A 20,404-nucleotide genomic window follows, 5' to 3' on the forward strand; every position below is an offset into this window, starting at 1 on the left:
CGACCCGCGGGCTCACCCCCGAGGAGTACCGCCGCAAGTGGGGCCTGCCGCACGACTACCCGATGGTCGCGGCCAACTACGCCGCCCAGCGCTCCGAGCTGGCGAAGAGCATCGGGCTGGGCCGCGGCCGCAACGTCGCGGCGGCCGCCAAGCGGGCCGCTTCCGACGCCGTCGTGACGGCACCGGTCGCCGAGGCGAAGCCGGCCGGGGCCAAGACGGCCAAGCGCGGGCGCGCGCGCAGCGCGTGAGACGCTTCGGAGCGGCCGCGCGGGCGATCCCTGCCCGCATGGTCGCTCCGGCTGGCGACGCGGCGCGACCGGCGGGGGCCGGCCGTGCCGCTCACAGGAGCTTGGCCGCGCCAGGCCGCGCGGCCGACCGGCGGGTTCGCGCGATGCAGGGCCCCGATCGGGACGGTCTTGAGCGCCCGGCGACGGTCTTGGGCGCGCGGCGATGAGCGTCAGGGTTGCCCGGGGGTGAGGACGGCCTGCCGGGATGACGGGCTTGCCAGCCTGGCCGGCCTGCGCTTGTGTCGCGGCCGGGTGGCGCGGGCCGAGGGCACGCCGGGCGCGCCGGGGCCCTTGCGCGGCCGACCCCCCGAGTGCCGCGCCCGCGGGAGGATGACCTGCGGGCCCTCGTCTCCGGAGTCCCCCATGGATCAGGCCAAGCTCGCGGCCCTGCGTGCCCGCTACCTCGACGCGACCGGCGGCGACATCGACGACCCGGATTTCGCCAAGGCCGCCGCACAGCAATTCAGCGAGAGCGACCGGCGCAAGTGGCCCTTCGCCGACCCGGCGACCTTCCTCGACCTGCCGTTCCGCCCCGAGGCCGCGACGCTCCCCGATTTCGGCGGCCTCGACGTGGCGCTGATCGGCGTGCCGATGGATCTCGGCGTCACCAACCGGGCCGGCGCCCGCCACGGGCCCCGCGCGGTGCGGGCGGTCGAGCGCATCGGCCCCTACGAGCACGTGCTGCGGATCACCCCGGCGGCGGAGCTGAAGGCGGCCGATATCGGCGACGTGCCGTTCCGCAGCCGGTTCTCCCTCGAGAGCTGCCACGAAGACATCGAGGCGTTCTTCGCCACCGTGGTCAAGGCGGGCGTGGTGCCGCTCGCGGTGGGGGGCGACCACTCGATCAGCCGCGCGACCTTAAGGGCGGTGGGCGCGTCGCGCCCGGTCGGCATGATCCACATCGACGCCCATTGCGACACCGGCGGCGTCTACGAGGGCTCGAAGTTCCACCACGGCGGACCGTTCCGGCAGGCGGTGCTCGACGGCGTGCTCGATCCGGAGCGCACGATCCAGATCGGCATCCGGGGCGGCGCCGAGTACCTGTGGGAATTCTCTTACGTCTCGGGCATGACGGTGATTCATGCCGAGGAGGTGCCGCGGCTCGGGTTGCCGGCTTTGATCGCCCGCGCCCGGGAGGTGGTGGGCGACGGTCCCACCTACGTCTCCTTCGACGTCGACAGCCTCGATCCGGGCTTCGCGCCGGGCACCGGCACGCCGGAGATGGGCGGGCTCACGCCGCGCGAGGTGCTGGACCTGCTGCGGGGCCTCGCGGGTCTCGACATCGTCGGCGGCGACGTGGTCGAGGTGGCGCCGCAATACGACCCCACCAGCAACACGGCGCAATGCGCCGCGCAGGTGTTGTTCGAGCTCCTGTGCCTGGTGGCGGCGGGGCGTCGTCCCTGAGCACCACGCGGGCCGGGGCTCACCCCCCGGCCACGCCCTGCGCATCGACGTAGAGCGCGTAGAGCGACTGGCTCGCCGCCATGAACAGCCGGTTGCGGTGGCGGCCGCCGAAGCAGAGGTTGGCGCAGCGCTCCGGCAGGCGGATGCGACCGATCAGGGTGCCTTCAGGGTTGTACACCATCACCCCGTCGAGGGCGTCCGAGCCCATGCCCCAGCCGCACCACAGGTTGCCGTCGGTGTCGCAGCGGAAGCCGTCCGGCGTGCCGGGGCCGGCATCGATGTGGACGCGCCGGTTGGTCAGCCGCCCGCCCGGGCCGACGTCGTAGGCGAGGATGCGGCGGTTCGGCTGCGCCCGCGACTCGACGAGGTAGAGGATCGATTCGTCGGGGGAGAAGCACAGGCCGTTCGGCCCGGCGAGGTCGGTGGCGACCGCCGCCAGCACCCCGGTTTCCGGGTCGAGGCGGTAGACGTTCTGGGGCGATTCCGGCTCGGCCCGCTCGCCCTCGTAGTTGCCGAGGATGCCGAAGGGCGGATCGGTGAACCAGACCGCGCCGTCGGAGGCCACCACTACGTCGTTGGGGGAGTTGAGGCGCTTGCCCTCGTAAGCGTCGGCCAGCACCGTGATGGCGCCGTCATACTCGGTGCGGGTCACCCGGCGCCCGCCATGCTCGCAGGTGACGAGGCGGCCCTGGCGGTCGCGGGTGTTGCCATTGGCGAAGTTCGACGGTTTGCGGAACACCGAGACCGCGCCGCTCTCCTCGTCGTAGCGCAGGATGCGGTTGTTCGGGATGTCGCTCCACAGGAGGTAGCGCCCGTCGCCGAACCAGACCGGCCCTTCACTCCAGCGGCAGCCGGTGGCGAGGCGCTCGACCCCGGCGCTGAACACCCGGTAGCGGGCGAAGGAGGGGTCGATGACCTCGATGGCGGGGTCGGGATACCGGGTCGTCGGCGTCCACACGATGGCTGTCCTCCTGCTGCGCTTCCTGGCGCGGCGGACCTTCGAGGGACGCGCGCCGCGATGCAAGTGAGGACTCGGCAAGTGAGGACCCTGCAGGCACGGATCCCGCACGCGCGCCCATCCCGGCCGCGGACGGCCGTGCCCCTCACGACAGCTTGAAGCGGCGCAGCATCAGGAGGTTGCAGGAATCGCAGGCCTCCTTGAACTTGTCGAGGCGCTCGGCCGGCACGAAGGCGTGGTTCCAGGCCGCATCGTCGAAGACGACGTCGCCGTCATGGATCGCCAGGTCCGGCCGCAGCCGGAAATCCAGGTACCCGATCTCGGCCAGGAACGCGCTGAGGAAGCCGCGCTTGGCCGGCCCGACCACCTCGGCGAAGATGAACGGGCGGCTCTTCCTGATCGTCTCGCGGGCGCCGCGGAGGCAGGCGTATTCGTGCCCCTCAATGTCGATCTTGATGACGGAGATCTCGTCCTCGATCTTCATCTCGTCGAGGGTCGTGATCGGCACGGTGATGCGGGAATGAACGTCCTTGAAGCCGGCTTCGAGGGACGCGCTCGTCTCCAGCAATCCGTGGCTCGGATCCGGCAGGTAGAGCGTCGCCGTCCCGATCGTGTCGCTGAGCGCGCTCTCGTGCAGCGTCACGCGCTCCGACAGCGCGTTGATGGCGACGTTGTGCTTGAAGACGGCGACCAGGTCCGGCAGCGGCTCGAACGCCACGATCCGACGGTCGTGGTTCAGCGCGCCGGCCATGACCGTGTAGATGCCGGAATTCGCCCCGATATCGACGAACAGACCCTCGCAGCGGAGATACGTCGCCATCATCACGAACGGGAGCGGCGCTTCGTACTGACCCGTCTGAATCTGGCGGGCGACGAGATCGGTGCCGTCGACGGAATTGAGGAAGAAATGTTTTCCAGCAAATTCTATCTTGATGATGGCCACGGCATTCTCCTCGCCTATATGCAGTAAAGATCTGCATCCCATCTGCAATTTGTTTTTATGTGCACAGCGCATGCGCCGACATTATTAAGTACATTATATAGTTTAAGGCATTCAATCTTGCAAATCGATGTGCAGATGGCTTTGACGCGCGGTCTAGGGATTGTAGATTCTCACGTAGCTCGTGTCACGATTGTGTTGTGTTTGCAACATAGGGAAATTCACGGCGGGGACGAGGTGTCGATCCCGCACGATAAGAAGACTTTCCTTCTGTGATCTTTGGGTTATCCACGCGCCGCGGCGCGGCGACATCCGCGCCGCGTGCCCGGCCGGAGAGATGCCGAGACAGGCACACCGCCTCGTCGCTTGCGTCATGCGATCGTCGTTGCGTCTAGCACGTCGCCTTTCACCGTGACCGGAGCCATGGCGGTTCCCTATCCTTTATCGACGAACCAGCCGCACCGGGCGCAGTCCCCAGATTGGTGGGAGCGTCGCTGGAACGTTTACTAAGTTTCGTTGAAAGTCGAGCGACGATATCGGTCGGTGTTGTTGCCTTTACTCGATGTGTCGCCGTGTGCAGGTGAACCGGGCGCCGACATGATCCGCAGCCGGGTCCGGGAACGGGGGGCGCCGATCTGCTGAAGCCGAGGCTCGATCTGATGATGCATGCGCTTGAGCGATCCTCGATTGGTCCCGTGCTGTGAGGATATCGGAGGACACGTGTGCACGATGGGGCGTGCGAGGGTCGCGCACGCATCGAAAAGGGTTGCCATCGGCATCCGAACGGTGAAGGACGGCGTCGCCCATCCGGTCGCGGCAGCCCGGCATCCGCCGACATCGCGCCCGGCGCGGACGCGTGGGCGGTCGAGCCCGGCTCGCAGGCCGCCACCATCCTCGACGGCGCTTCGCCGCCCCCCGATGATGGGACGTGACCTCGCGCCGTCCGGGCGCGCACCAACGACGACACGGGAGGATGCATGAGCGAGGCAGCGGGAATCCGGGTCGCACTGTCGGGGGCGGGGGGCCAAATTGGGGCGGTGCTGCGGCCGCGGCTCCTCGCCGCCGGGATCGTCCTGCGCTCCGGCGGCGGCCCTGCGCCGCTGACGCCGCTCTCGGAATCCGAGACGGTGACGACGGGCGACCTGCGCGACCCCGCGGCGGTCGACCGGCTGCTCGAGGGCACGGAGGTCCTGGTGCACATGGCCGGCACCAGCGTCGAGAAGCCGCTGCCGGAGGTGATCGAGAACAACCTCGTCGCCCTGCAGGCGGTCTACGAGGGCGCCCGCCGCCATTCCCTGCGGCGGGTGATCTTCGCCAGCTCCAACCACGCCTTCGGCATGCACTCGGTGAACGACCGGCTCGCCATCGACGCGCCGTTCCGGCCCGACGGCGCCTACGGCCTGAGCAAGGCCTGGGGCGAGCTGATGGGGCAGATGTACTGGGACCGGCACGGCATCGAGGGGGTGGCGTTGCGCATCGGCAGCGCCCTGCCGCGGCCGACGGAGTTCCGCCATCTCTCGACCTGGCTCGGCCACGACGACCTCGCCCAGCTCGTGCTGCGCAGCATCGCGGCGCCGGTCCCGGGCTACGTCGCGGTCTGGGGTGCCTCGAACAATCCGCGCAGCTACTGGGACAACAGCGCGGCCGCCGCGGTGATCGGCTACCGGCCGACCCAGTCGGCGGAAGATTGGGCCGAGGAGATCCTCGCTCAGGAAAACCCCCTCGACCCGGTCGCCCGCACCCTCCAGGGCGGCAGCTTCACGACGATCGACTACACGCCGCTGGCCGAGCGGCCGGGGCGGGCAAAGGGCTGAAGTTAGCCGCAGGGCGAACCCTCCCCCCTCCCAAGTCGGGCATGTCCGACTTGGGCTCGTGGATGCGTAACTCGGGCAAGCCCGAGTTACGTCGGGGGGAGGGTTCGGGCGCGGTGTGCGCCCCGAATATTTACACCCCCACCCGCTCGCCCCCCGGCTCCGGCAGGCCCAGCAGCCGCGCCAGGTCCGGTGCCGCGCCTCCCGCCAGCAGGTCCGCCAGGGTATAGCCGTCGAGCACCGCCAGGAAGGCGGCGAGCGCCTCGCCCAGGGCGCGGCGCAGGCGGCAGGCCGGGGTGATGGCGCAGGCCCCCTCGCCGAAGCACTCGACCAGGACCAGGTCCTCCTCGGTCTGCCGCACCACCGCGCCGACCACGATCTCGCCGGGGCTCAGCGCCAGGCGCAGGCCACCGCCGCGGCCGCGGATGGTGCGCACCAGGCCAAGCCGGCCGAGCTGGTGCACCACCTTGGTCAGGTGATTCTCGGAGATGCCGTAGGCCCGGGCGATCTCGGCGATCGAGCTCTGCCGCGGCTCGTTCGCCCCGAGATAGAGCAGCGTGCGCAGGGCGTAGTCGGTGTAGCGCGTCAGGCGCATGGGAGCCTCGCCCGTCTCATAACATGTAATTCCTATACACCTTATAGGGCGCGCCATATAAGATGCATATCGAATGCACCTTTGAGCACGCCATGCCGTCCCCGCTGCGCCCCGCCACCATCGCCCTCGTCAAGGCCACCGTGCCCGCCCTGGAGGTGCACGGCCTCGCCATCACCCGCCGGATGTACGAGCGCCTGTTCCAGGATCCGGCGATGCGCGATCTGTTCAACCAGTCGCATCACGGCGAGACCGGCTCGCAGCCGAAGGCCCTGGCGAATGCCGTGCTGGCCTATGCGCGCCACATCGACGATCTCGGCGCGCTCGCCGGCGCGGTCGAGCGCATCGCCCAGAAGCACGTCACCCTGGCGATCCTGCCGGCCCACTACACGTCCGTCGCCGAGGCGCTGCTCGGGGCGATCCGGGACGTGCTCGGCGACGCCGCGACCCCCGAGATCTGCGCCGCCTGGGGCGAGGCCTACTGGTTCCTGGCCGGCCTCCTGATCGATCGCGAAGCGGCGATCTACCACGATCACGCCGCACGGCCCGGCGGCTGGACCGGCTGGCGCGAGTTCCGCATCGAGAGCGTCACCGCCGAGAGCGAGACGATCCGCTCCTTCGTGCTGGTGCCGGTGGATGGGGGAGCGGTGCTGCGCCACGAGCCCGGCCAATATCTGGGCCTCCGCCTCGACCTGCCGGGAGAGGGTGTGCTCACGCGCAACTACTCGATCTCCTGCGCGCCGAACGACCGGGCCTACCGCATCACCGTCAAGCGCGAAGCGGCGCCCGGCCGTCCTGCCGGCCTGGTCTCGTCCTGGCTGCACGAGACGGCCCAGCCCGGCACGGTGATGAGGGCCGCCGCCCCCGCCGGCGACTTCGTGCTCGATCGCGAATCCTCTGCGCCGGTGGTGCTGGTGAGCGGCGGCGTCGGCCTTACCCCGATGATGAGCATGCTGGAGACGATCGATGCCGAGATGCCCGAGCGGCCGACCTGGTACGTCCACGGTGCGTTGAACGGCCGGGTCCACGCCATGGCCGCGCACGCCCGGCGGCTGGCCGCCGAGTGCCCGGCGATCCGCCTGCACACGATCTACGAGGCGCCGGAGGCCGCCGATCGGCTCGGCGTCGATCACGACGCCGTCGGCCGCATCACGCCGGAATGGCTGGCCGCCCACACCCCGGCGGCGGAGGCGACCTACTACCTGTGCGGCCCCAAGCCGTTCCTCGCGAGCCTCGTCCACGGCCTCGCGCGCCTGGGCGTGCCGGCGGCGCGCATCCGCTACGAGTTCTTCGGGCCGGCGGACGAGCTGGTGGAGGAGGCGCGCCGTCGGTCTGCGTGAGGTTCAAAAGACGCATATATCCCTCACAATCATGGGTCGAGGAAAATAAGCACAATAAATTGCGCTGCAATTTGCCTATTTTGAATATTATAATAGTATTTATAGCCATTTGTATAAATCGAATGCAGAGCATGTGCCCTCTTCGTTTTACGCGCGTCCTTAAATTATATTATTGCGTAGAATTGAATTATGAGGTAAATTTCGATTTAAAACCGGGAGACTTCGATGTCTGATGGATTTAGGGAATTTATTTCGAGAAATTCCGTCGCCTCATCTTCATCTATGCCTTTAGTGCATACTACGGCATCATATTTTGTCAAATCTATAAGGGAAAGCGATGCATTAATTCCGCAGATTTGCGACGTTTTTGGCACACCATTGACATATTTTTTTGTTGGCCGCCCGGCGTACAGAGTAAAACACGCAGAAGGTCAGGCAGAAGACTGGGAATTACCAAGTTGTTTTATCTTCAGGTATGAAGCTATGGTTAATCCAAAGAGAGTATTTCCCTTTGATAGTGGCGCGTTTTCTACTGGGAGGATGCCAAATTACGTAGGTATGATGGATCGCGACAGTTTCGACGTTGCAAATATTGAAGACGCGCCTCAAAGAGTCATTGGAGCATTTTTTGGTAGTTTAAGTAAATATTTCGAAGGTAAGCCCAAGGACGCTGGTCAATTTGCAAATGAATTTTCTCTTGGAGTTTTCGATCAAGAAGCAAAGGCTGTGCATCGATTGGCATCAGAAAAAAGTCTGTCAACCCTAGATGACAGGCGACTAAGTGTTGAAATGCAATTTGACACTTTGGTAGATTTAAAAGTCGAAAATCCATTGGCGGTGATAATGCCGCTACCTTATTATGCCGATGCAAAATTCAGAGATCATGTAGAGAATGTTTGGAAAGCTACGCCAATATCTTATCCAATATCCTCTCTTAATTCCTGCGAATACCAAGCCCTCATATACGATCGAATGATGACCTTCTATCAAAAGATCGGAGTTCTTTAATGTATATCTTGGCGGGCGCATTTTCACTGACCGAGGACTACAAGAGTCGCCCAACATTTCTAATTCCATATTTTAGATCTATGAGTTCAAATAATTTATTTGTCCAAGATCTAGATCGGGATCATATCATCACCCGGTTTTGTTATTTTGAGCCATATAAATATCAAATTATACATTTTGATTTTGCACATATATATAAAAATAAAGGTGATATTGGAATTATGACTTACTTCACTCCGAGAAAGGGTGTTATAATTGATGATGCAAATGTAATAAAGCATAAATTATCACATAATGAGCTGGAGTACGAAAGCGAGCCATTTTTTGATCTTGATAGGGGCTATCTATTAAGAAACACCGGCGTAATTGAATGCGCGATTGAAAAATCGTCGCGATTTTTTACAAGTCCAATGCATTCAGACTCATGGAGCGGTATTGAAAATGCATCAGCGCATAAATTAAAACAGTATAATAATTCTGGAATCATTTCTTTCGATGAGTTTATCAAGGAGTTACAAGATGTAGGCGAAAATAAATGGTACTATACATGGCTGAAGTATTACGAATTTGCTTCTGATAGGACAAATTTTTTGCGACTCACGCTTGATTATATTAAGAATAATGAAATAAATTCTTCGACCTTTCGAAATATTGTATCGAAAATTATGGACGAACTTCTGAATAATCCAGAAAAAATAGAGGGTGACTCATTTTTTATATATGCCGAAGTAAATCAGTGCGCCCTTATTTGGCTAAAGTCCGAGCTTACTAATCTTAAATCCTCAGCAAACTGGGAGCGCCTTTGGCTTCAGCATGCTTCCTTTTATGATGAGTCGGACGAAGATTTATTGCAGATAGGGATTGATTATTTAAGTATTACGTTGCATCAAAAAAATTTATACACTCAGAAAAGAGCTACTATTTGGAAAACAATATGGGACGGCAGGTTCTATAGAGCTAATCTTATAAAAATCGCGCGCGAGTCTCTGAGCGGTTCAGGGCACAAATCTTCATTTTTAGGATCATTCATTTTAGATCTAAGAAAAACGCGAAACGTAGAATGCATCAAAATTGTATTGGATTGGACATTGTCGACGAAAGATAGATCTATAATTTGGATCAACGCTATTGAAGACGTGCTAACAACCCTGAGAAGCTCTAAAAATATGCAAATCCTTGAGTCTGACTTATTTAAACTATACAATCTTGTAGTACATTGGCTTGAAAGCGGTAAAACTAATTACAACAATTGGACAAATATATACAAACTTGCAAATGGCAGCTTATTCGAGAAAATAGAAAATAAACGGATAAATATGGGCGACATTGCGAAAAAATGGATCCTTAATGCAAATAGCAGTTTACCATCTTGGCCTAATTTCGCCTTGAATTATCTAATGGAGTCACCTCGCGATATATATGTGGCGGACTTGCTGCAAGCTTGGCTGGATAAAAATCAATCTCACAGATTGGCGCTTCCTATAGCAGGGTTGCTAAACGAAACTAGTACCTTGCGCAGCGATAAGTAATGTGTCATATCAATATAAGAAAATTATTAATGCGCATTATCAATAGTAGTGTGCGAGAAGAAAAACCTCTCCTTTCGAACGGTGGCATAAATACTCGCTTTTTAGAAGTCTCACGCCTCCGCCAGCACCCTGGCATTCTCCCGGATCGCCGCCTCGCTCACCGCGATGCCGAGGCCCGGGCCCTGCGGCACCACCACCTCGCCGGCCTCGACCGGCACCCGCGCCTCCAGCACGTCCTCGGTCAGGACGTGATGGGGCATGTAGAACTCGCAGCCGAGCGAGATGCCGGGGGTGGCCGCGATGAGCTGGGTGCCGGCGGCGAGCGCGATGCCGCCCTCCCACAGGGTGCCGCCATAGCCCGGCAGGCCGGCGGTCTCGGCGATCGCCATCAGCGCTTGCGCCTTCAGCATGCCGCCGCACTTCATCAGCTTCACCGACACCGCGTCGGCGGCCCGGCGCCGCACGACCTCGAGCGCATCGGCCGCGTCGAAGCAGCTCTCGTCGGCGAGGATCGGGGTGTCGAGGGCGGCCGTCAGCTCCGCCATCGCGTCGAGGTGGCGGCGCGCCACCGGCTGCTCGATGAAGGTCGGCCGGAAGGCCTCGATGTCGCGCAAGGTGCGCAGGGCCCCGAACGGCGCCAGCGCCTGGTTGTAATCGACGCGCAGATCGATCCCCTCGCCGAAGGCCGCCCGCATCGCTTCGAGATGGGCCAAGTCCTCGGCGTGGGACTTCACCCCGGTCTTCACCTTGAACAGGCGGTGGCCCTCCGCCGTCATGGCGTGCATGCGGGCGAGGTCGGCGTCGAAGTCGGGATCGGCAATCGAGAACGACAGCGGGATCCGGTCCCGCACCCGGCCGCCCAGCAATTCGGCGACAGAGAGCCCGGCGGCGTGGCCGAGGATGTCGAACAGAGCCATCTCCACCGCCGCCTTGGCGTCGGTATGGCCGGTGAGCGCCCGGTCGAGGTCGGCGGACAGCGCCCGGACGTGACGCGCCGAGCGGCCGAGGATCAGCGGGCGCAGGTAGGTGTCGAGGGCCGAGAAGGCGCCCTCGGCGGTGCCGGTGAACACCTCCCAGGGCGCGGCCTCGCCCCAGCCGACGATCCCCTCGCGCGTGGTGAGCCGCAGGAGCACCCGCTTGACCGTGCCCTTGACGTCGCCGACGCCCTGGCGGCGGGCCATCTTGATCGGGCTCTCGATCAGGACGACGCGCAGGTGCTCGATGACGAGCGGATCGGTGAGGGGCATGCGGCTCACGTGAGCCCTCCGTCGACGTGGATGACCTGGCCGGTGACGTAGGACGCGGCCGGGGAGGCGAGAAACGCGATGAATGCCGCGATCTCCGCCGGATCGGCCCGCCGCCTCAAGGGGATGGCCGATTCGAGGGTCGCGATCGCCTCCGCCGACAAGGCCCCGGCGCGCCCCGGATCCTTGCGGGTCAGGCCCGGCGCCACGGCGTTGACGGTGATGCCGTCGGGCGCCAGCTCGCGGGCGAGGCTCCGCACGAGCGCCTCCAGGGCGGCGCGGCCGGCGGAGGAGGCGGCGAACAGGCCGAGATCGGTCCGGTAGAGATGGGCGACGTAGGACGACACCGCGACGATCCGCGGGGCTTGGGCACCCCGCAGCAGCGGCGCGGCGGCCTGCGCGAGGCGCAGGAACGACTCGGCCGAGAGGGCGAGCGCGCTTGCGAGGCTGCCGGGATCGAGGGCGAGCGCGCCGCCGCGCTGCGCCTTGCCGGCGGCGGCCACCACGGCGTCGAGGCGCCCGAAGGCCTCGGCCGCGAGCGCCACGCCGCGCGGCCCGGTCTCCGGGTCGGCGAGGTCGCCGAGCCAGGTCGCGGCCGCGGCGCCCCGGGCTCGAACGGCCTCGGCCACCGCGCCGAGGCCCGCCGCGTTGCGGCCGCTATGCAGCACCAGGCCGTCGCCAGGGGCGGCCAGCGCCAGGGCCGCGGCGCGGCCGATGCCGCTGCCGGCGCCCGTGACCAGGGTGACCCTCACGAGGGCACCGCCTCCCCGCGGCGGTGGAAATGGGCGAGGAAGGCCCGGGTGTCGGGGTGCTGCGGCGCGTCGATCAGGGTCCGGGCCGGGCCCTCCTCGACCACGACGCCGTCGCGCAGGAAGACCACCCGGTCGGCGACCTCGCGGGCGAAGGCGATCTCGTGGGTGACGATCACCATGGTCATGCCGTCGGCGGCGAGCGCCCGCATCACGCCGAGCACCTCGCCGACGAGCTCCGGATCGAGGGCCGAGGTCGCCTCGTCGAACAGCATCACCTCGGGCTCCATGGCCAGCGCCCGCGCGATGGCGACGCGCTGCTTCTGCCCGCCCGACAGGCGGCTCGGATACTGCTCGGCCTTGTCGGCGAGGCCGACCTTGGCGAGCAGCGCGCGCGCCCGCGCCTCGGCCTGCGCCTTGGGCAGGCGCTGCACGGTGCGCGGCCCCTCCATGACGTTTTGCAGCGCCGTGAGGTGCGGGAACAGGTTGAAGTGCTGGAACACCATGCCGGTCCCGGCGCGGAACCGCGCCAGCGCCTTCGTCCCCGGCAGCGTCGTGCCGGGACCGAACCGGAACGCGTCGGCCCCGACCCGGACCTCGCCCGCATCCGGCACCACCAGGAGGTTGATGCAGCGGAGCAGGGTGGACTTGCCGGAGCCCGACGGCCCGATCAGCGCCACCACCCCGCCCGCCGGCACGGCGAGCGACACGTCCTTCAGCACGTTGTTGGCGCCGAAGCTCTTGGCGAGATGCGTGATCGCGATCTTGGGAGTCTCTGCCATGTCGGCCCTCAATCGCTGGTGGCGAGGCGCCGCTCGCCCCGGCGCACGATCCAGGTGAGGGGATACAGCGCCGCGAAGTACAGGACCGCCACGAGGGTGTAGATCTCCAGTGGCCGGTAGCTGTCATGGGCCGCGACCTGGCCCTGGTAGAGCAGGTCCGGCACCGCCAGCACCGAGACGAGCGAGGTGTTCTTGAACTGGATGATCGACTGATTCATCAGCGGCGGTACCATGCGCTTGAGCGCCTGGGGCAGGACGATCCGGCGCAGGCTCTGCGCCGGGGTCATGCCGAGGGCCGCCGCCGCCTCGCCCTGGCCGCGGTCGATCGACACGATGCCGCCGCGGATGATCTCGGCGTAGAACGAGCCGCCATAGAGCGACAAAGCCAGCACCGAGGCGCCGATCGCCGAGATCTCGATGCCTGAGAGGATCGGAAGGGCGTAGTAGAACCACACCAGCTGCACCAGGAGCGGGGTGCAGCGAAAGACCTCGATGTAGGCGTTGCTGAGCCAGCGCAGGGGCGCGATGGGCGAGAGCTTGGCGAGACCGGCGCCCAGGCCGACCAGGAGGCCGATCACCACGATCGCGACCGTGAAGGCCGCCGTGACGCCGAGCCCCTGGACGAACAGCCAGCGATAGGTCCAGAGCGAGCCGAAATCCCAAGTGTACATGTCAGACTTCAACCCTGTCCGGCCGCTTCGCGCCGCTTCGGGCTTACCGCCGCCCCGCGCCGCTCACGACTTCTGGTCGCTCCGCGCCCCTGGCGGCTCACAGCGAGACGCCGGCCGGCATGTCGGCCTCGGTCACGCCCACCAGCTCCATGTTCGACACGATGGTCTGGCGGATGAAGCCGAGACCCTTGTTGTAGTCGATCCAGGTGTTGACGAAATCGCGCAGGGTCTTGTCGCGCTCGCGCCGGAAGCCGGCATTCGAGGTGGTGGCGAAGACCGGGTTCGGCACCACCAGCTGCCCGAGGCCTGGGTTCTTCTTCAGCACGGTCATCGCCAGCATCAGGATCAGGCATTGCGCGTCGACCCGGCCGGTCGAGAGCGCCAGCGTCGCCTCGTCGGCGGACTTGAAGCGCACCACCTGCGCCTTCGGGCAGAGCCGGGTCACGACGGCGTCGTGCGAGGAGCCGACATCGACCGCGAGCTTGATGTCCGGGCTGTTCAGCTCGGCCCAGGTCTTCGGAGCAAAGCCCTTCTTGGCGATCACCGTGAAGGCGTTGCTGAACACCGGCACGGAGAAGTCGACCACCAGCGCCCGCTTCGGGGTCGGGTTGAGGCCGAAGAACAGGTCGATCTTGTTGGCCTGGAGGTCGAGCACCGCGTTGCCCCAGGTGGTCTCGGAAAGTTCCAGCTCCGCCTCGAGCTCCGTGGCGAGCGCCTTCGCCATGTCGACGTAGAAGCCGCGCCACAGACCCGTCGCAATGTCCTTCTGGTAGTACGGCGCCCCGCCGGCCACCGCCGCGGTGCGCAGCTTCTTCGTCCGGCGGATCCGGTCGAAGGCGCTCTCGGTGGCGTCCTGCGCCTGGGCCGGGGTGACGAGGGCGGAGGCGACCGCCCCCGCGGCCACGGAGCCGGCCCCCACCAGGCCTGCCAGCGATCTGCGTGACAGCATCACGACACTTCCTTCTCTCGACGCGTGGTCCTTACAGTCGCGCTTAGCACGTGGCGGGCCAGAGGCCAGCGGGTCGTGTGAGTTAATCCATGGGAGCGGCCGCGCAAGGCCGCGCGAGGGGAGGCGACCATGACGGAGCGCAATGCCGTCGACGCGGCGATCGTCAGCCGGCGCAGTGTCCGGGGTTTCAGGCCCGATCCGGTGCCGGAGGCGACGATCCGCGACCTGATCGCGCTCGCCGGCCGGGCGCCGAGCGGCAGCAACATCCAGCCCTGGAAGGTTCACGTGGTGACGGGCGCGGCCCTGCGACGCCTCACCGACGCCCTCACGGCGGTGCACGAGAGCGACGCGCCGGAGGCGCGCGAGTACGAATATTACCCGGTGACCTGGCGCGAGCCCTATCTCGGCCGGCGCCGGGCCCTCGGCTGGCAGCTCTACGGGCTCGCCGGAATCGGCAAGGGCGACAAGGCGGGTGCCAAGCGCCAGATGGGCCGCAACTTCACGTTCTTCGGCGCGCCCGTCGGCCTCGTCTTCACCATCGACCGCGACATGGAGCAGGGCAGCTGGCTCGATTACGGCATGTTCCTCCAGACCCTGATGCTCGCCGCGCGCGGCCGCGGCCTCGATACCTGCCCACAGGCGGCGATCGCGAGCTATCCGGCGGTGGTGCGGGATCAGCTTGGCATTCCCGACGGCGAGATGGTGGTGTGCGGGATGGCGCTCGGCTTCGCGGACCCGGAGGAGCCGGTGAACGGCTTACGGGCGGAGCGGGAGCCGGTGGAGGGCTATACGGTGTTCCACGACGATTGAGGTTCGTCGTGAAAGATTCTCGCTGATTTTTGAAAATATATGAGAGCCTGTTTGACGGACTGGCAGGATCTATCCCGCCCGCAACCTCATCATGAGGTGTCATTCGATTGAAAATCGACTGACCTCGAAGGAGGCCTCCAGATCCCACCGAGATTTCTGGAGGCCTCCTTCGAGGCTCCCGTTGGTCGCACCTCAGGATGAGGTTGCGGGTGGGAGGAATTCAGGTTCTCGCGGTGCAATTTTTGCAAATCGAACAAACTCCGAGAGACCAATTGCGTCGGCCAAGCACATCCAAGCTCTCCTCGCCATCCCGGGGCAGCGCAGCGGTACCCGGCAACCGCAACCGGAGAGGGACGGGGCGAAACGCCAACCGCTCGCTTCGGCCGCGACCGAAGCTTTCTGACGACGCGATCTGCCACAAGGGCAACGTCAGGACGACTTTAGGGAATGTGCCGATCGTGCCGAACTCCCCACATCGCGGGCCGGGCTTCTACGGCTGGTACATTGTCGCGGCGGCCTTCGTCGTCGCCGTCTTCGGCTGGGGCGTCGGGTTCTACGGCCCGCCGGTCTATCTCGAGGCGGTCCGGCAGGAACGGGGATGGCCGATCGCCCTCGTGTCCGGCGCCGTGACCGTCCATTTCCTCGCGGGCACCGGCATCATCGCCGGCCTGCCCCTCCTGCACCGCCGCTTCGGCCTGCCCGCCGTCACGTTCGCCGGCGCCGTCCTGCTGGCGGTTGGGGTGCTCGGCTGGGCCCTCGCGAGGACGCCGTGGCAGCTCTACCTCGCCGCCGTTTTGAGCGGCGCCGCCTGGCCGACGATGGGGGCGGCCGCCGTCAACGCGATCGTCGCCCCCTGGTTCGTCGCGAAGCGTCCGGCGGCGCTGAGCATGGCCTATAACGGCGCGAGCATCGGCGGGGTCGTCTTCTCCCCGCTCTGGGTGGTCCTGATCGGCCGCATCGGTTTCCCCATGGCCGCCCTCGTGGTCGGGGCCGGCATGATCGCGGTGCTCGGCGCGCTGGCGCTGCTCGTCCTGCCCCGGACCCCGGCGAGCACGGGGCAGGTGCCGGACGGAGAGGATTCCGGCGGGACCGGCCGGGCGCCGAGGGCGGCCGCGGCGCTCCCCGCGGCGCCGCTCGCCCGCGACCGGGCCTTCGTGACGCTGAGTGCCGGCATGGCCCTGGCGCTGTTCGCGCAGATCGGCCTTATCGCGCAGCTGATCTCCCTGCTCGCCCCCACGCTCGGCCCGGACGGAGCGGGACTGGCCGCTGGGCTGGCGACCGCGGCGGCGATCGTCGGACGCCTCGCGGTCGGATGGGCGATGCCGGCCGGCACGGACCGCCGCCGTGTGGCCGTGCTGAGCCTCCTGATCCAGGCCGTAGGGTGCGGGGTCCTGATGCTGGCCGATGGGGCGGCGCCCGTCCTGCTGCTGGGCGCGATCCTCGTCGGCCTCGGCATCGGCAACGCCACGTCGCTGCCGCCGCTCATCGCCCAGGTCGAGTTCGCCCCGGCCGAGGCGCCGCGGGTCGTCGCGCTCATCGTGGCCATCTCGCAAGGCGCCTACGCCTTCGCGCCGGCGGCGTTCGGGCTGCTACGCCAGGCGGGGTCCGACCGGGCGGTCTTCGTGGTCGCGATCGTCATCCAGGTCGCCGCGGCCGGCGCGTATCTGGCGGGGATCCGGGCCCATACGCGACGCGGCGGGACGCCAGGGCGGCCTTCCGCAGCCCCGCCCTCCGCGATGCGGAGCCTCTGAGACCGATGCTGACGCGCCGCGCCGCCTTCGCCCTCTTCGGCACCGTGGTCCTGGCCTGGGGCTGCAACTGGCCCGTGACCAAGATTCTCGTCGCTACCGTTCCTCCCCTCTGGATCACCGCCCTGCGGTGCTGGATCGCCTTCGCCGCCCTCGTGGCGATCCTCGGGGCGACCGGCCGGCTGAGCCTGCCGCCCCGGGGCGACGCTCCGGTGATCCTGGGCGTGGCCCTGCTGCACATGGTGGCCTTCTCCACGCTCACCGCCGCGGGGCTGGCGTACCTCCCGGCGGGCAAGGCGATCGTGCTCGGCTACACGACGCCGCTCTGGGTGGCGCTCGCCGCTCCCGTCATCCTCGGAGAGAGGTTGACCCGCGGGAGCGCGATCGGTGTCGCGACCGGGCTCGCGGGTCTCGCGGTCCTGCTGAACCCCTTCGCCTTCGACTGGACCGCCCGGGACACGCTCATCGGCTGCGCCCTCGTGCTGGCCGCCTCGCTGTGCTGGGCTGCCAACATCCTGGTCGGGCGGGCGCATCGGTGGATCGCGCCGCCCTTGCAGCTGCTGCCCTGGCAGACCGCGCTCGCCGGCACGGTGCTGACGCTCGCCGCGCTACTGCGCGAGGGACCGCCGCACGTCGACTGGAACGGCGGGACGATCGGTCTCCTGGCGTTCAGCGGCCTCGTCGGCACCGGATTGGCCTACTGGGCGATGTCGATGGTCACGCGGTCGTTGCCGGCGCTCGCGACGGCTTTGGGCGTGACCGCGACCCCGATCGTCGGGATCGCCATCGCGATGACCGTGCTTGGCGAGCCTCTCGACGGGACGCTCGCGGTGGCGGCGGTGCTGGTCGTGGGCGGCATCGTCGCCAGCACCGTCGCGGCGTCGCGGTGAAACCCGGTCGCTCCGCCGCTAATCCACCCGCACGGGAGGCTCGAACCGCCCCTTCACCTTCACCGGCACGGAAAACGTCCGCCCGGCGAAGCGGTCGTCGCTCCGGTCGGGGGCGAGCCCTTCCGTCGCCGAGGTGACCACGAGGGTGTCGGCATCCGCGCCGATGAAGGCCGGGCAGGTCACCTGGCGGGCCGGCATCGCGATGCTGCGCACCCGTCGGCCGTCGGGGGCGTAGGCATCGAGGCTGGCGCCGCCCCAGCGGGCGTTCCAGAGCAGGCCCTCCGCGTCGATCACCGCGCCGTCCGGCGCGCCCTCGGAGGCCGGGACCTGGACGAAGACCCGGCGCTCGCCGACCGGCAGGCCGGTCGCCGGATCGGTGGCAATGCGCCAGATCGTGCCGGCCTCCGAATCGGCGAAGGTCGCGGAGGTGCCGTCGCCCGCGAACGCGATGGCGTTCGGGATGGTGAGGCCGGTGAACAGGGTGCGGATCTCACCGCGGAAGAACCAGTAGATCGCGCCGATCCCCGGCTCCGCTTGCTTGCCCATCGTGCCGAGCCAGAGCGCCCCGCTCGGATGGACCCGGCCGTCGTTGGAGCGGGTCTCGGGCCGGTCGGCCTCGAGCGGCGTCAGCAGCCGCAAGCGGCCGGTGGCGATGTCGCGCAGGTAGAGGCCGTCCTCGGCGCCGAGCAGCTGGGTGTGGTCGTCGACCCGCGCCACCATCGAGGCCATCACAGGCAGGTCGTGCAGAACCGTGCTGCCGCCCGAGAACGGCCGTTCGCACAGATGCTGGCCGAGGATGTCGAGCCAGTACAGCCGGCCGAGGCCTGGATGCGCCGCCGGTCCCTCGCCGAGGATGCAGGCGCGGTCGCAGAAGAGGCCGGCCCAGCCGCTCATCGGGCGGTCTCCCGGGTGAAGTGGTACTCGATGATCTGGCGGTAGGTCTCGCCCGGGCGCAGCACCGCGCTCGGGAAGTCCGGGTGGTTCGGCGCGTCGGGATAGGCCTCGGGCTCCAGGCAGAAAGCGGTGCGGGGGGCGTAGCCGAGGCCGGCCTTGGCGAGCTGCGTGCCGTCGTAGAACTGCACGGCCGGGGCGGTCGCCAGCACGGTCAGCGTGACGTCGCTGCCCGCCGCAGTGACCCGCGCGACGGGGCGGGGCTCGGAGAGGGTGTCGCGCCCGAGCACGAAGGCGTGGTCGAAGGCTTGATTCCCGATGCGGGTGGGCGCGCGCAGGTCGAAGCGGGTGCCGGCGACCGGGGCCACCGCGCCGGTCGGGATCTGCGCCTCATCGACCGGCAGGTATGCGTCCGCCGGGATCTCGATCACGTGGTCGTCGATCGTCGGGGCCGGCAAACCTTCGGGCGGCAGCAGCAGGTTGAAGTAGCTGTGGTTCGTCAGGTTGACGAGGGTGGCGGCGTCCGTCGTCGCGGTCAGCGTGGTGCGCAGGGTGCCGGGGCCGGTGATGGCGTAGGTGCAGGTGGCGGTGAGCGCCCCCGGATAGCCCTCCTCGCCGTCGGCCGCCCGGTAGGTCAGCGTCACCGCGCGCGGGCCGACTTCCGCGAAGGTCCAGTTGTGGCGCGAGAAGCCCTGCGTCCCGCCGTGGAGGTGGGTGCGGCCCCCCTCGTTGCGGGGTAGCTCGTAGGCCGTGCCGTCGAGGGTGAAGCGCCCCTCGGCGATGCGGTTGGCGAAGCGCCCGACGATCGCGCCGAAATGCGGGGTCTTCGCCACGTAGTCGTGGGCGTCGTCGCGCCCGAGCACCATCGGTCGGCCATCGACATCGAGCCGGCGGAGTGCTGCCCCGAGGCTCAGGATCGCGACCGCGAGCCCCTCGCCCTCCAGGCGCACCTCCAGGATCGGGCTGCCGTCCGGCATCGTGCCGACGGTGACGGGATCGCTCATGACGGGTTCCTTCGGGTGCAGGGCAGGCCCGCGTCAGGATAGGGCGCTCGGGGAGTTCTCTCCACCGCCGCGGCGCTGTTCTTCAGGCCGTCGCGCACCGCCGCCTCGGTCGCCGTCGCGGCGGCCGCGCCGTCGCCGGCCCGGATCGCCGCCGCGATCGCCGCGTGGGTGCGCCAGGCGACGTCGTGCGCCTGCGGGTCGGTCGGGCGGCTCAAGTGGAACAGCACGTCGAGCGCTGCCTCGGTCACCGCGCCGACCGAGTGCATGAACAGGTTGCCGGAGGCCTCGGCCAGCGCGAGGTGGAAGGCGACGTCGGCCCGGGCGAAGGCCGGGTCGAGGCCCGGCGCCGCGCGCATCGCCGCGACGCAGGCATCCAGCGTGTCGAGATCGGAAGCGGTCCGGCGCGCGGCGGCGAGCGCCGCCGCCGCCGGCTCGATGGCGAGGCGGATCTCCGCGAGGTCGCTGAGGAAGCGCGCGTCGATGCCGGCCTCGATGGTCCAGGCGAGCACGTCGCGGTCGAACAGGTTCCAGGCCGCCCGCTCGCGCACCCGCGTGCCGACCCGGGTGCGGGTCTCGATCATGCCCTTGCCGGACAGGGTCTTGATCGCTTCGCGCAGGACCGTGCGCGACACCCCGAAGCGCGCGAGCAGGACCGGCTCGCCCGGCAGCACGTCGCCCTCAGGGTAACGTCCGGCAACGATGCCGGTGCCGAGCGCCCGCGCGACCCGGGCGTGGCCCGGGCCATGCCATGGTACGGTTTCGGCGCCGCTTTCATCCAAGGTTGCATCCTCCCGCGG

General features: G+C 66.7%; 20 protein-coding genes. 9 read left to right on the forward strand and 11 right to left on the reverse strand.

What is annotated here, in order from left to right; translation table 11 throughout:
• On the forward strand, positions 1 to 248 hold a 248-nt coding region (locus tag ABZT49_RS00835), incomplete at its 5' end, for a MucR family transcriptional regulator (protein ID WP_355281769.1).
• 402 nt (positions 249 to 650) lie between these two features.
• Positions 651 to 1,691 carry an agmatinase gene (gene speB, locus ABZT49_RS00840; RefSeq protein ID WP_355281772.1) on the forward strand — a complete coding sequence of 347 codons (1,041 nt, stop codon included), beginning with the start codon at positions 651 to 653 and terminating at the stop codon, positions 1,689 to 1,691.
• A 19-nt stretch (positions 1,692 to 1,710) separates the two neighbouring features.
• Here speB and ABZT49_RS00845 read toward each other — a convergent pair whose 3' ends face one another.
• The gene (locus tag ABZT49_RS00845; protein ID WP_355281774.1) at positions 1,711 to 2,649 is read right to left on the reverse strand and encodes an SMP-30/gluconolactonase/LRE family protein; all 939 of its coding nucleotides are present in this window, start codon (positions 2,647 to 2,649) and stop codon (positions 1,711 to 1,713) included.
• A gap of 145 nt (positions 2,650 to 2,794) precedes the next feature.
• A complete protein-coding gene (locus ABZT49_RS00850; protein WP_355281777.1) occupies positions 2,795 to 3,592 on the reverse strand; it encodes an FkbM family methyltransferase in 798 nt (265 codons plus the stop codon).
• A gap of 974 nt (positions 3,593 to 4,566) precedes the next feature.
• Between ABZT49_RS00850 and ABZT49_RS00855 the strand changes: the two genes are divergently transcribed.
• Entirely contained in the window at positions 4,567 to 5,403 is an 837-nt protein-coding gene (locus ABZT49_RS00855; RefSeq protein ID WP_355281780.1) for an NAD(P)-dependent oxidoreductase, read from the forward strand.
• Positions 5,404 to 5,533: 130 nt separating this feature from the next.
• Here the strand turns inward: ABZT49_RS00855 and ABZT49_RS00860 are convergent, their stop codons facing one another.
• Entirely contained in the window at positions 5,534 to 5,995 is a 462-nt protein-coding gene (locus tag ABZT49_RS00860; protein ID WP_355281783.1) for an Rrf2 family transcriptional regulator, read from the reverse strand.
• Positions 5,996 to 6,087: 92 nt separating this feature from the next.
• Here ABZT49_RS00860 and hmpA point away from each other — a divergent pair, with 92 nt between their 5' ends.
• From hmpA to ABZT49_RS00875, 3 genes are all read left to right on the forward strand, one after another.
• Complete coding sequence (hmpA, locus tag ABZT49_RS00865) at positions 6,088 to 7,332, forward strand: NO-inducible flavohemoprotein (RefSeq protein ID WP_355281786.1); 1,245 nt, start codon at positions 6,088 to 6,090, stop codon at positions 7,330 to 7,332.
• 225 nt (positions 7,333 to 7,557) lie between these two features.
• Positions 7,558 to 8,340: a hypothetical protein gene (locus tag ABZT49_RS00870; RefSeq protein ID WP_355281788.1), complete on the forward strand. Its 783-nt coding sequence runs from the start codon at positions 7,558 to 7,560 to the stop codon at positions 8,338 to 8,340.
• Positions 8,340 to 9,869 (forward strand): hypothetical protein, encoded by a 1,530-nt coding sequence (locus ABZT49_RS00875; RefSeq protein WP_355281790.1) that lies wholly within the window; start codon positions 8,340 to 8,342, stop codon positions 9,867 to 9,869. The genes ABZT49_RS00870 and ABZT49_RS00875 overlap by 1 nt, the downstream gene beginning before the upstream one ends.
• Before the next feature lie 110 nt (positions 9,870 to 9,979).
• On the opposite strand, the gene ABZT49_RS00880 is transcribed toward ABZT49_RS00875, so the two are convergent.
• The 5 genes from ABZT49_RS00880 to ABZT49_RS00900 all read right to left on the reverse strand — a co-directional run bounded on the left by ABZT49_RS00880 (position 9,980) and on the right by ABZT49_RS00900 (position 14,264).
• Positions 9,980 to 11,116: an enolase C-terminal domain-like protein gene (locus ABZT49_RS00880; protein WP_355281842.1), complete on the reverse strand. Its 1,137-nt coding sequence runs from the start codon at positions 11,114 to 11,116 to the stop codon at positions 9,980 to 9,982.
• 5 nt (positions 11,117 to 11,121) lie between these two features.
• Positions 11,122 to 11,865 (reverse strand): SDR family oxidoreductase, encoded by a 744-nt coding sequence (locus ABZT49_RS00885; RefSeq protein ID WP_355281792.1) that lies wholly within the window; start codon positions 11,863 to 11,865, stop codon positions 11,122 to 11,124.
• Complete coding sequence (locus ABZT49_RS00890) at positions 11,862 to 12,644, reverse strand: amino acid ABC transporter ATP-binding protein (RefSeq protein ID WP_355281794.1); 783 nt, start codon at positions 12,642 to 12,644, stop codon at positions 11,862 to 11,864. Before ABZT49_RS00890 ends, ABZT49_RS00885 begins: the two co-directional genes overlap by 4 nt.
• Positions 12,645 to 12,652: 8 nt before the next feature.
• Positions 12,653 to 13,315, reverse strand: coding sequence for an amino acid ABC transporter permease (locus ABZT49_RS00895; protein ID WP_355281796.1), 663 nt, complete (start codon positions 13,313 to 13,315; stop codon positions 12,653 to 12,655).
• Between the two features lie 97 nt (positions 13,316 to 13,412).
• Positions 13,413 to 14,264: a transporter substrate-binding domain-containing protein gene (locus ABZT49_RS00900; RefSeq protein WP_355281799.1), complete on the reverse strand. Its 852-nt coding sequence runs from the start codon at positions 14,262 to 14,264 to the stop codon at positions 13,413 to 13,415.
• Between the two features lie 129 nt (positions 14,265 to 14,393).
• On the opposite strand from ABZT49_RS00900, the gene ABZT49_RS00905 reads away from it, so the two are divergent.
• The 3 genes from ABZT49_RS00905 (at position 14,394) to ABZT49_RS00915 (ending at position 17,712) form a co-directional block, all read left to right on the forward strand.
• Complete coding sequence (locus ABZT49_RS00905) at positions 14,394 to 15,074, forward strand: nitroreductase (RefSeq protein ID WP_355281801.1); 681 nt, start codon at positions 14,394 to 14,396, stop codon at positions 15,072 to 15,074.
• A gap of 458 nt (positions 15,075 to 15,532) precedes the next feature.
• On the forward strand, positions 15,533 to 16,825 hold the full coding sequence (locus tag ABZT49_RS00910) for an MFS transporter (RefSeq protein ID WP_355281804.1): 1,293 nt from the start codon (positions 15,533 to 15,535) through the stop codon (positions 16,823 to 16,825).
• A gap of 5 nt (positions 16,826 to 16,830) precedes the next feature.
• Positions 16,831 to 17,712: a DMT family transporter gene (locus tag ABZT49_RS00915; RefSeq protein ID WP_355281807.1), complete on the forward strand. Its 882-nt coding sequence runs from the start codon at positions 16,831 to 16,833 to the stop codon at positions 17,710 to 17,712.
• 18 nt (positions 17,713 to 17,730) lie between these two features.
• Here ABZT49_RS00915 and ABZT49_RS00920 read toward each other — a convergent pair whose 3' ends face one another.
• From ABZT49_RS00920 to ABZT49_RS00930, 3 genes are read right to left on the reverse strand one after another with little or no spacing between them, the layout of a single operon-like run.
• A complete protein-coding gene (locus ABZT49_RS00920) occupies positions 17,731 to 18,606 on the reverse strand; it encodes an SMP-30/gluconolactonase/LRE family protein (RefSeq protein WP_355281810.1) in 876 nt (291 codons plus the stop codon).
• Positions 18,603 to 19,607: an aldose epimerase family protein gene (locus ABZT49_RS00925; protein WP_355281812.1), complete on the reverse strand. Its 1,005-nt coding sequence runs from the start codon at positions 19,605 to 19,607 to the stop codon at positions 18,603 to 18,605. Before ABZT49_RS00925 ends, ABZT49_RS00920 begins: the two co-directional genes overlap by 4 nt.
• Entirely contained in the window at positions 19,604 to 20,386 is a 783-nt protein-coding gene (locus tag ABZT49_RS00930; RefSeq protein ID WP_355281814.1) for a FadR/GntR family transcriptional regulator, read from the reverse strand. The genes ABZT49_RS00925 and ABZT49_RS00930 overlap by 4 nt, the downstream gene beginning before the upstream one ends.
• Between the last annotated feature and the right edge of the window lie 18 nt (positions 20,387 to 20,404).

Source organism: Methylobacterium sp. EM32 (genome assembly GCF_040593685.1).
Taxonomy (GTDB): Bacteria; Pseudomonadota; Alphaproteobacteria; order Rhizobiales; family Beijerinckiaceae; genus Methylobacterium.

Excerpts from the sequence above, each read along its gene's own strand:
- ABZT49_RS00890 (WP_355281794.1), bottom strand. The coding sequence starts at position 12,644 with ATGGCAGAGACTCCCAAGATCGCGATCACGCATCTCGCCAAGAGCTTC.
- ABZT49_RS00860 (WP_355281783.1), bottom strand. The coding sequence starts at position 5,995 with ATGCGCCTGACGCGCTACACCGACTACGCCCTGCGCACGCTGCTCTAT.
- ABZT49_RS00895 (WP_355281796.1), bottom strand. The coding sequence starts at position 13,315 with ATGTACACTTGGGATTTCGGCTCGCTCTGGACCTATCGCTGGCTGTTC.
- hmpA (WP_355281786.1), top strand. The coding sequence starts at position 6,088 with ATGCCGTCCCCGCTGCGCCCCGCCACCATCGCCCTCGTCAAGGCCACC.
- speB (WP_355281772.1), top strand. The coding sequence starts at position 651 with ATGGATCAGGCCAAGCTCGCGGCCCTGCGTGCCCGCTACCTCGACGCG.
- ABZT49_RS00900 (WP_355281799.1), bottom strand. The coding sequence starts at position 14,264 with ATGCTGTCACGCAGATCGCTGGCAGGCCTGGTGGGGGCCGGCTCCGTG.
- ABZT49_RS00875 (WP_355281790.1), top strand. The coding sequence starts at position 8,340 with ATGTATATCTTGGCGGGCGCATTTTCACTGACCGAGGACTACAAGAGT.
- ABZT49_RS00915 (WP_355281807.1), top strand. The coding sequence starts at position 16,831 with ATGCTGACGCGCCGCGCCGCCTTCGCCCTCTTCGGCACCGTGGTCCTG.
- ABZT49_RS00880 (WP_355281842.1), bottom strand. The coding sequence starts at position 11,116 with ATGCCCCTCACCGATCCGCTCGTCATCGAGCACCTGCGCGTCGTCCTG.
- ABZT49_RS00920 (WP_355281810.1), bottom strand. The coding sequence starts at position 18,606 with ATGAGCGGCTGGGCCGGCCTCTTCTGCGACCGCGCCTGCATCCTCGGC.
- ABZT49_RS00855 (WP_355281780.1), top strand. The coding sequence starts at position 4,567 with ATGAGCGAGGCAGCGGGAATCCGGGTCGCACTGTCGGGGGCGGGGGGC.
- ABZT49_RS00905 (WP_355281801.1), top strand. The coding sequence starts at position 14,394 with ATGACGGAGCGCAATGCCGTCGACGCGGCGATCGTCAGCCGGCGCAGT.
- ABZT49_RS00870 (WP_355281788.1), top strand. The coding sequence starts at position 7,558 with ATGTCTGATGGATTTAGGGAATTTATTTCGAGAAATTCCGTCGCCTCA.
- ABZT49_RS00925 (WP_355281812.1), bottom strand. The coding sequence starts at position 19,607 with ATGAGCGATCCCGTCACCGTCGGCACGATGCCGGACGGCAGCCCGATC.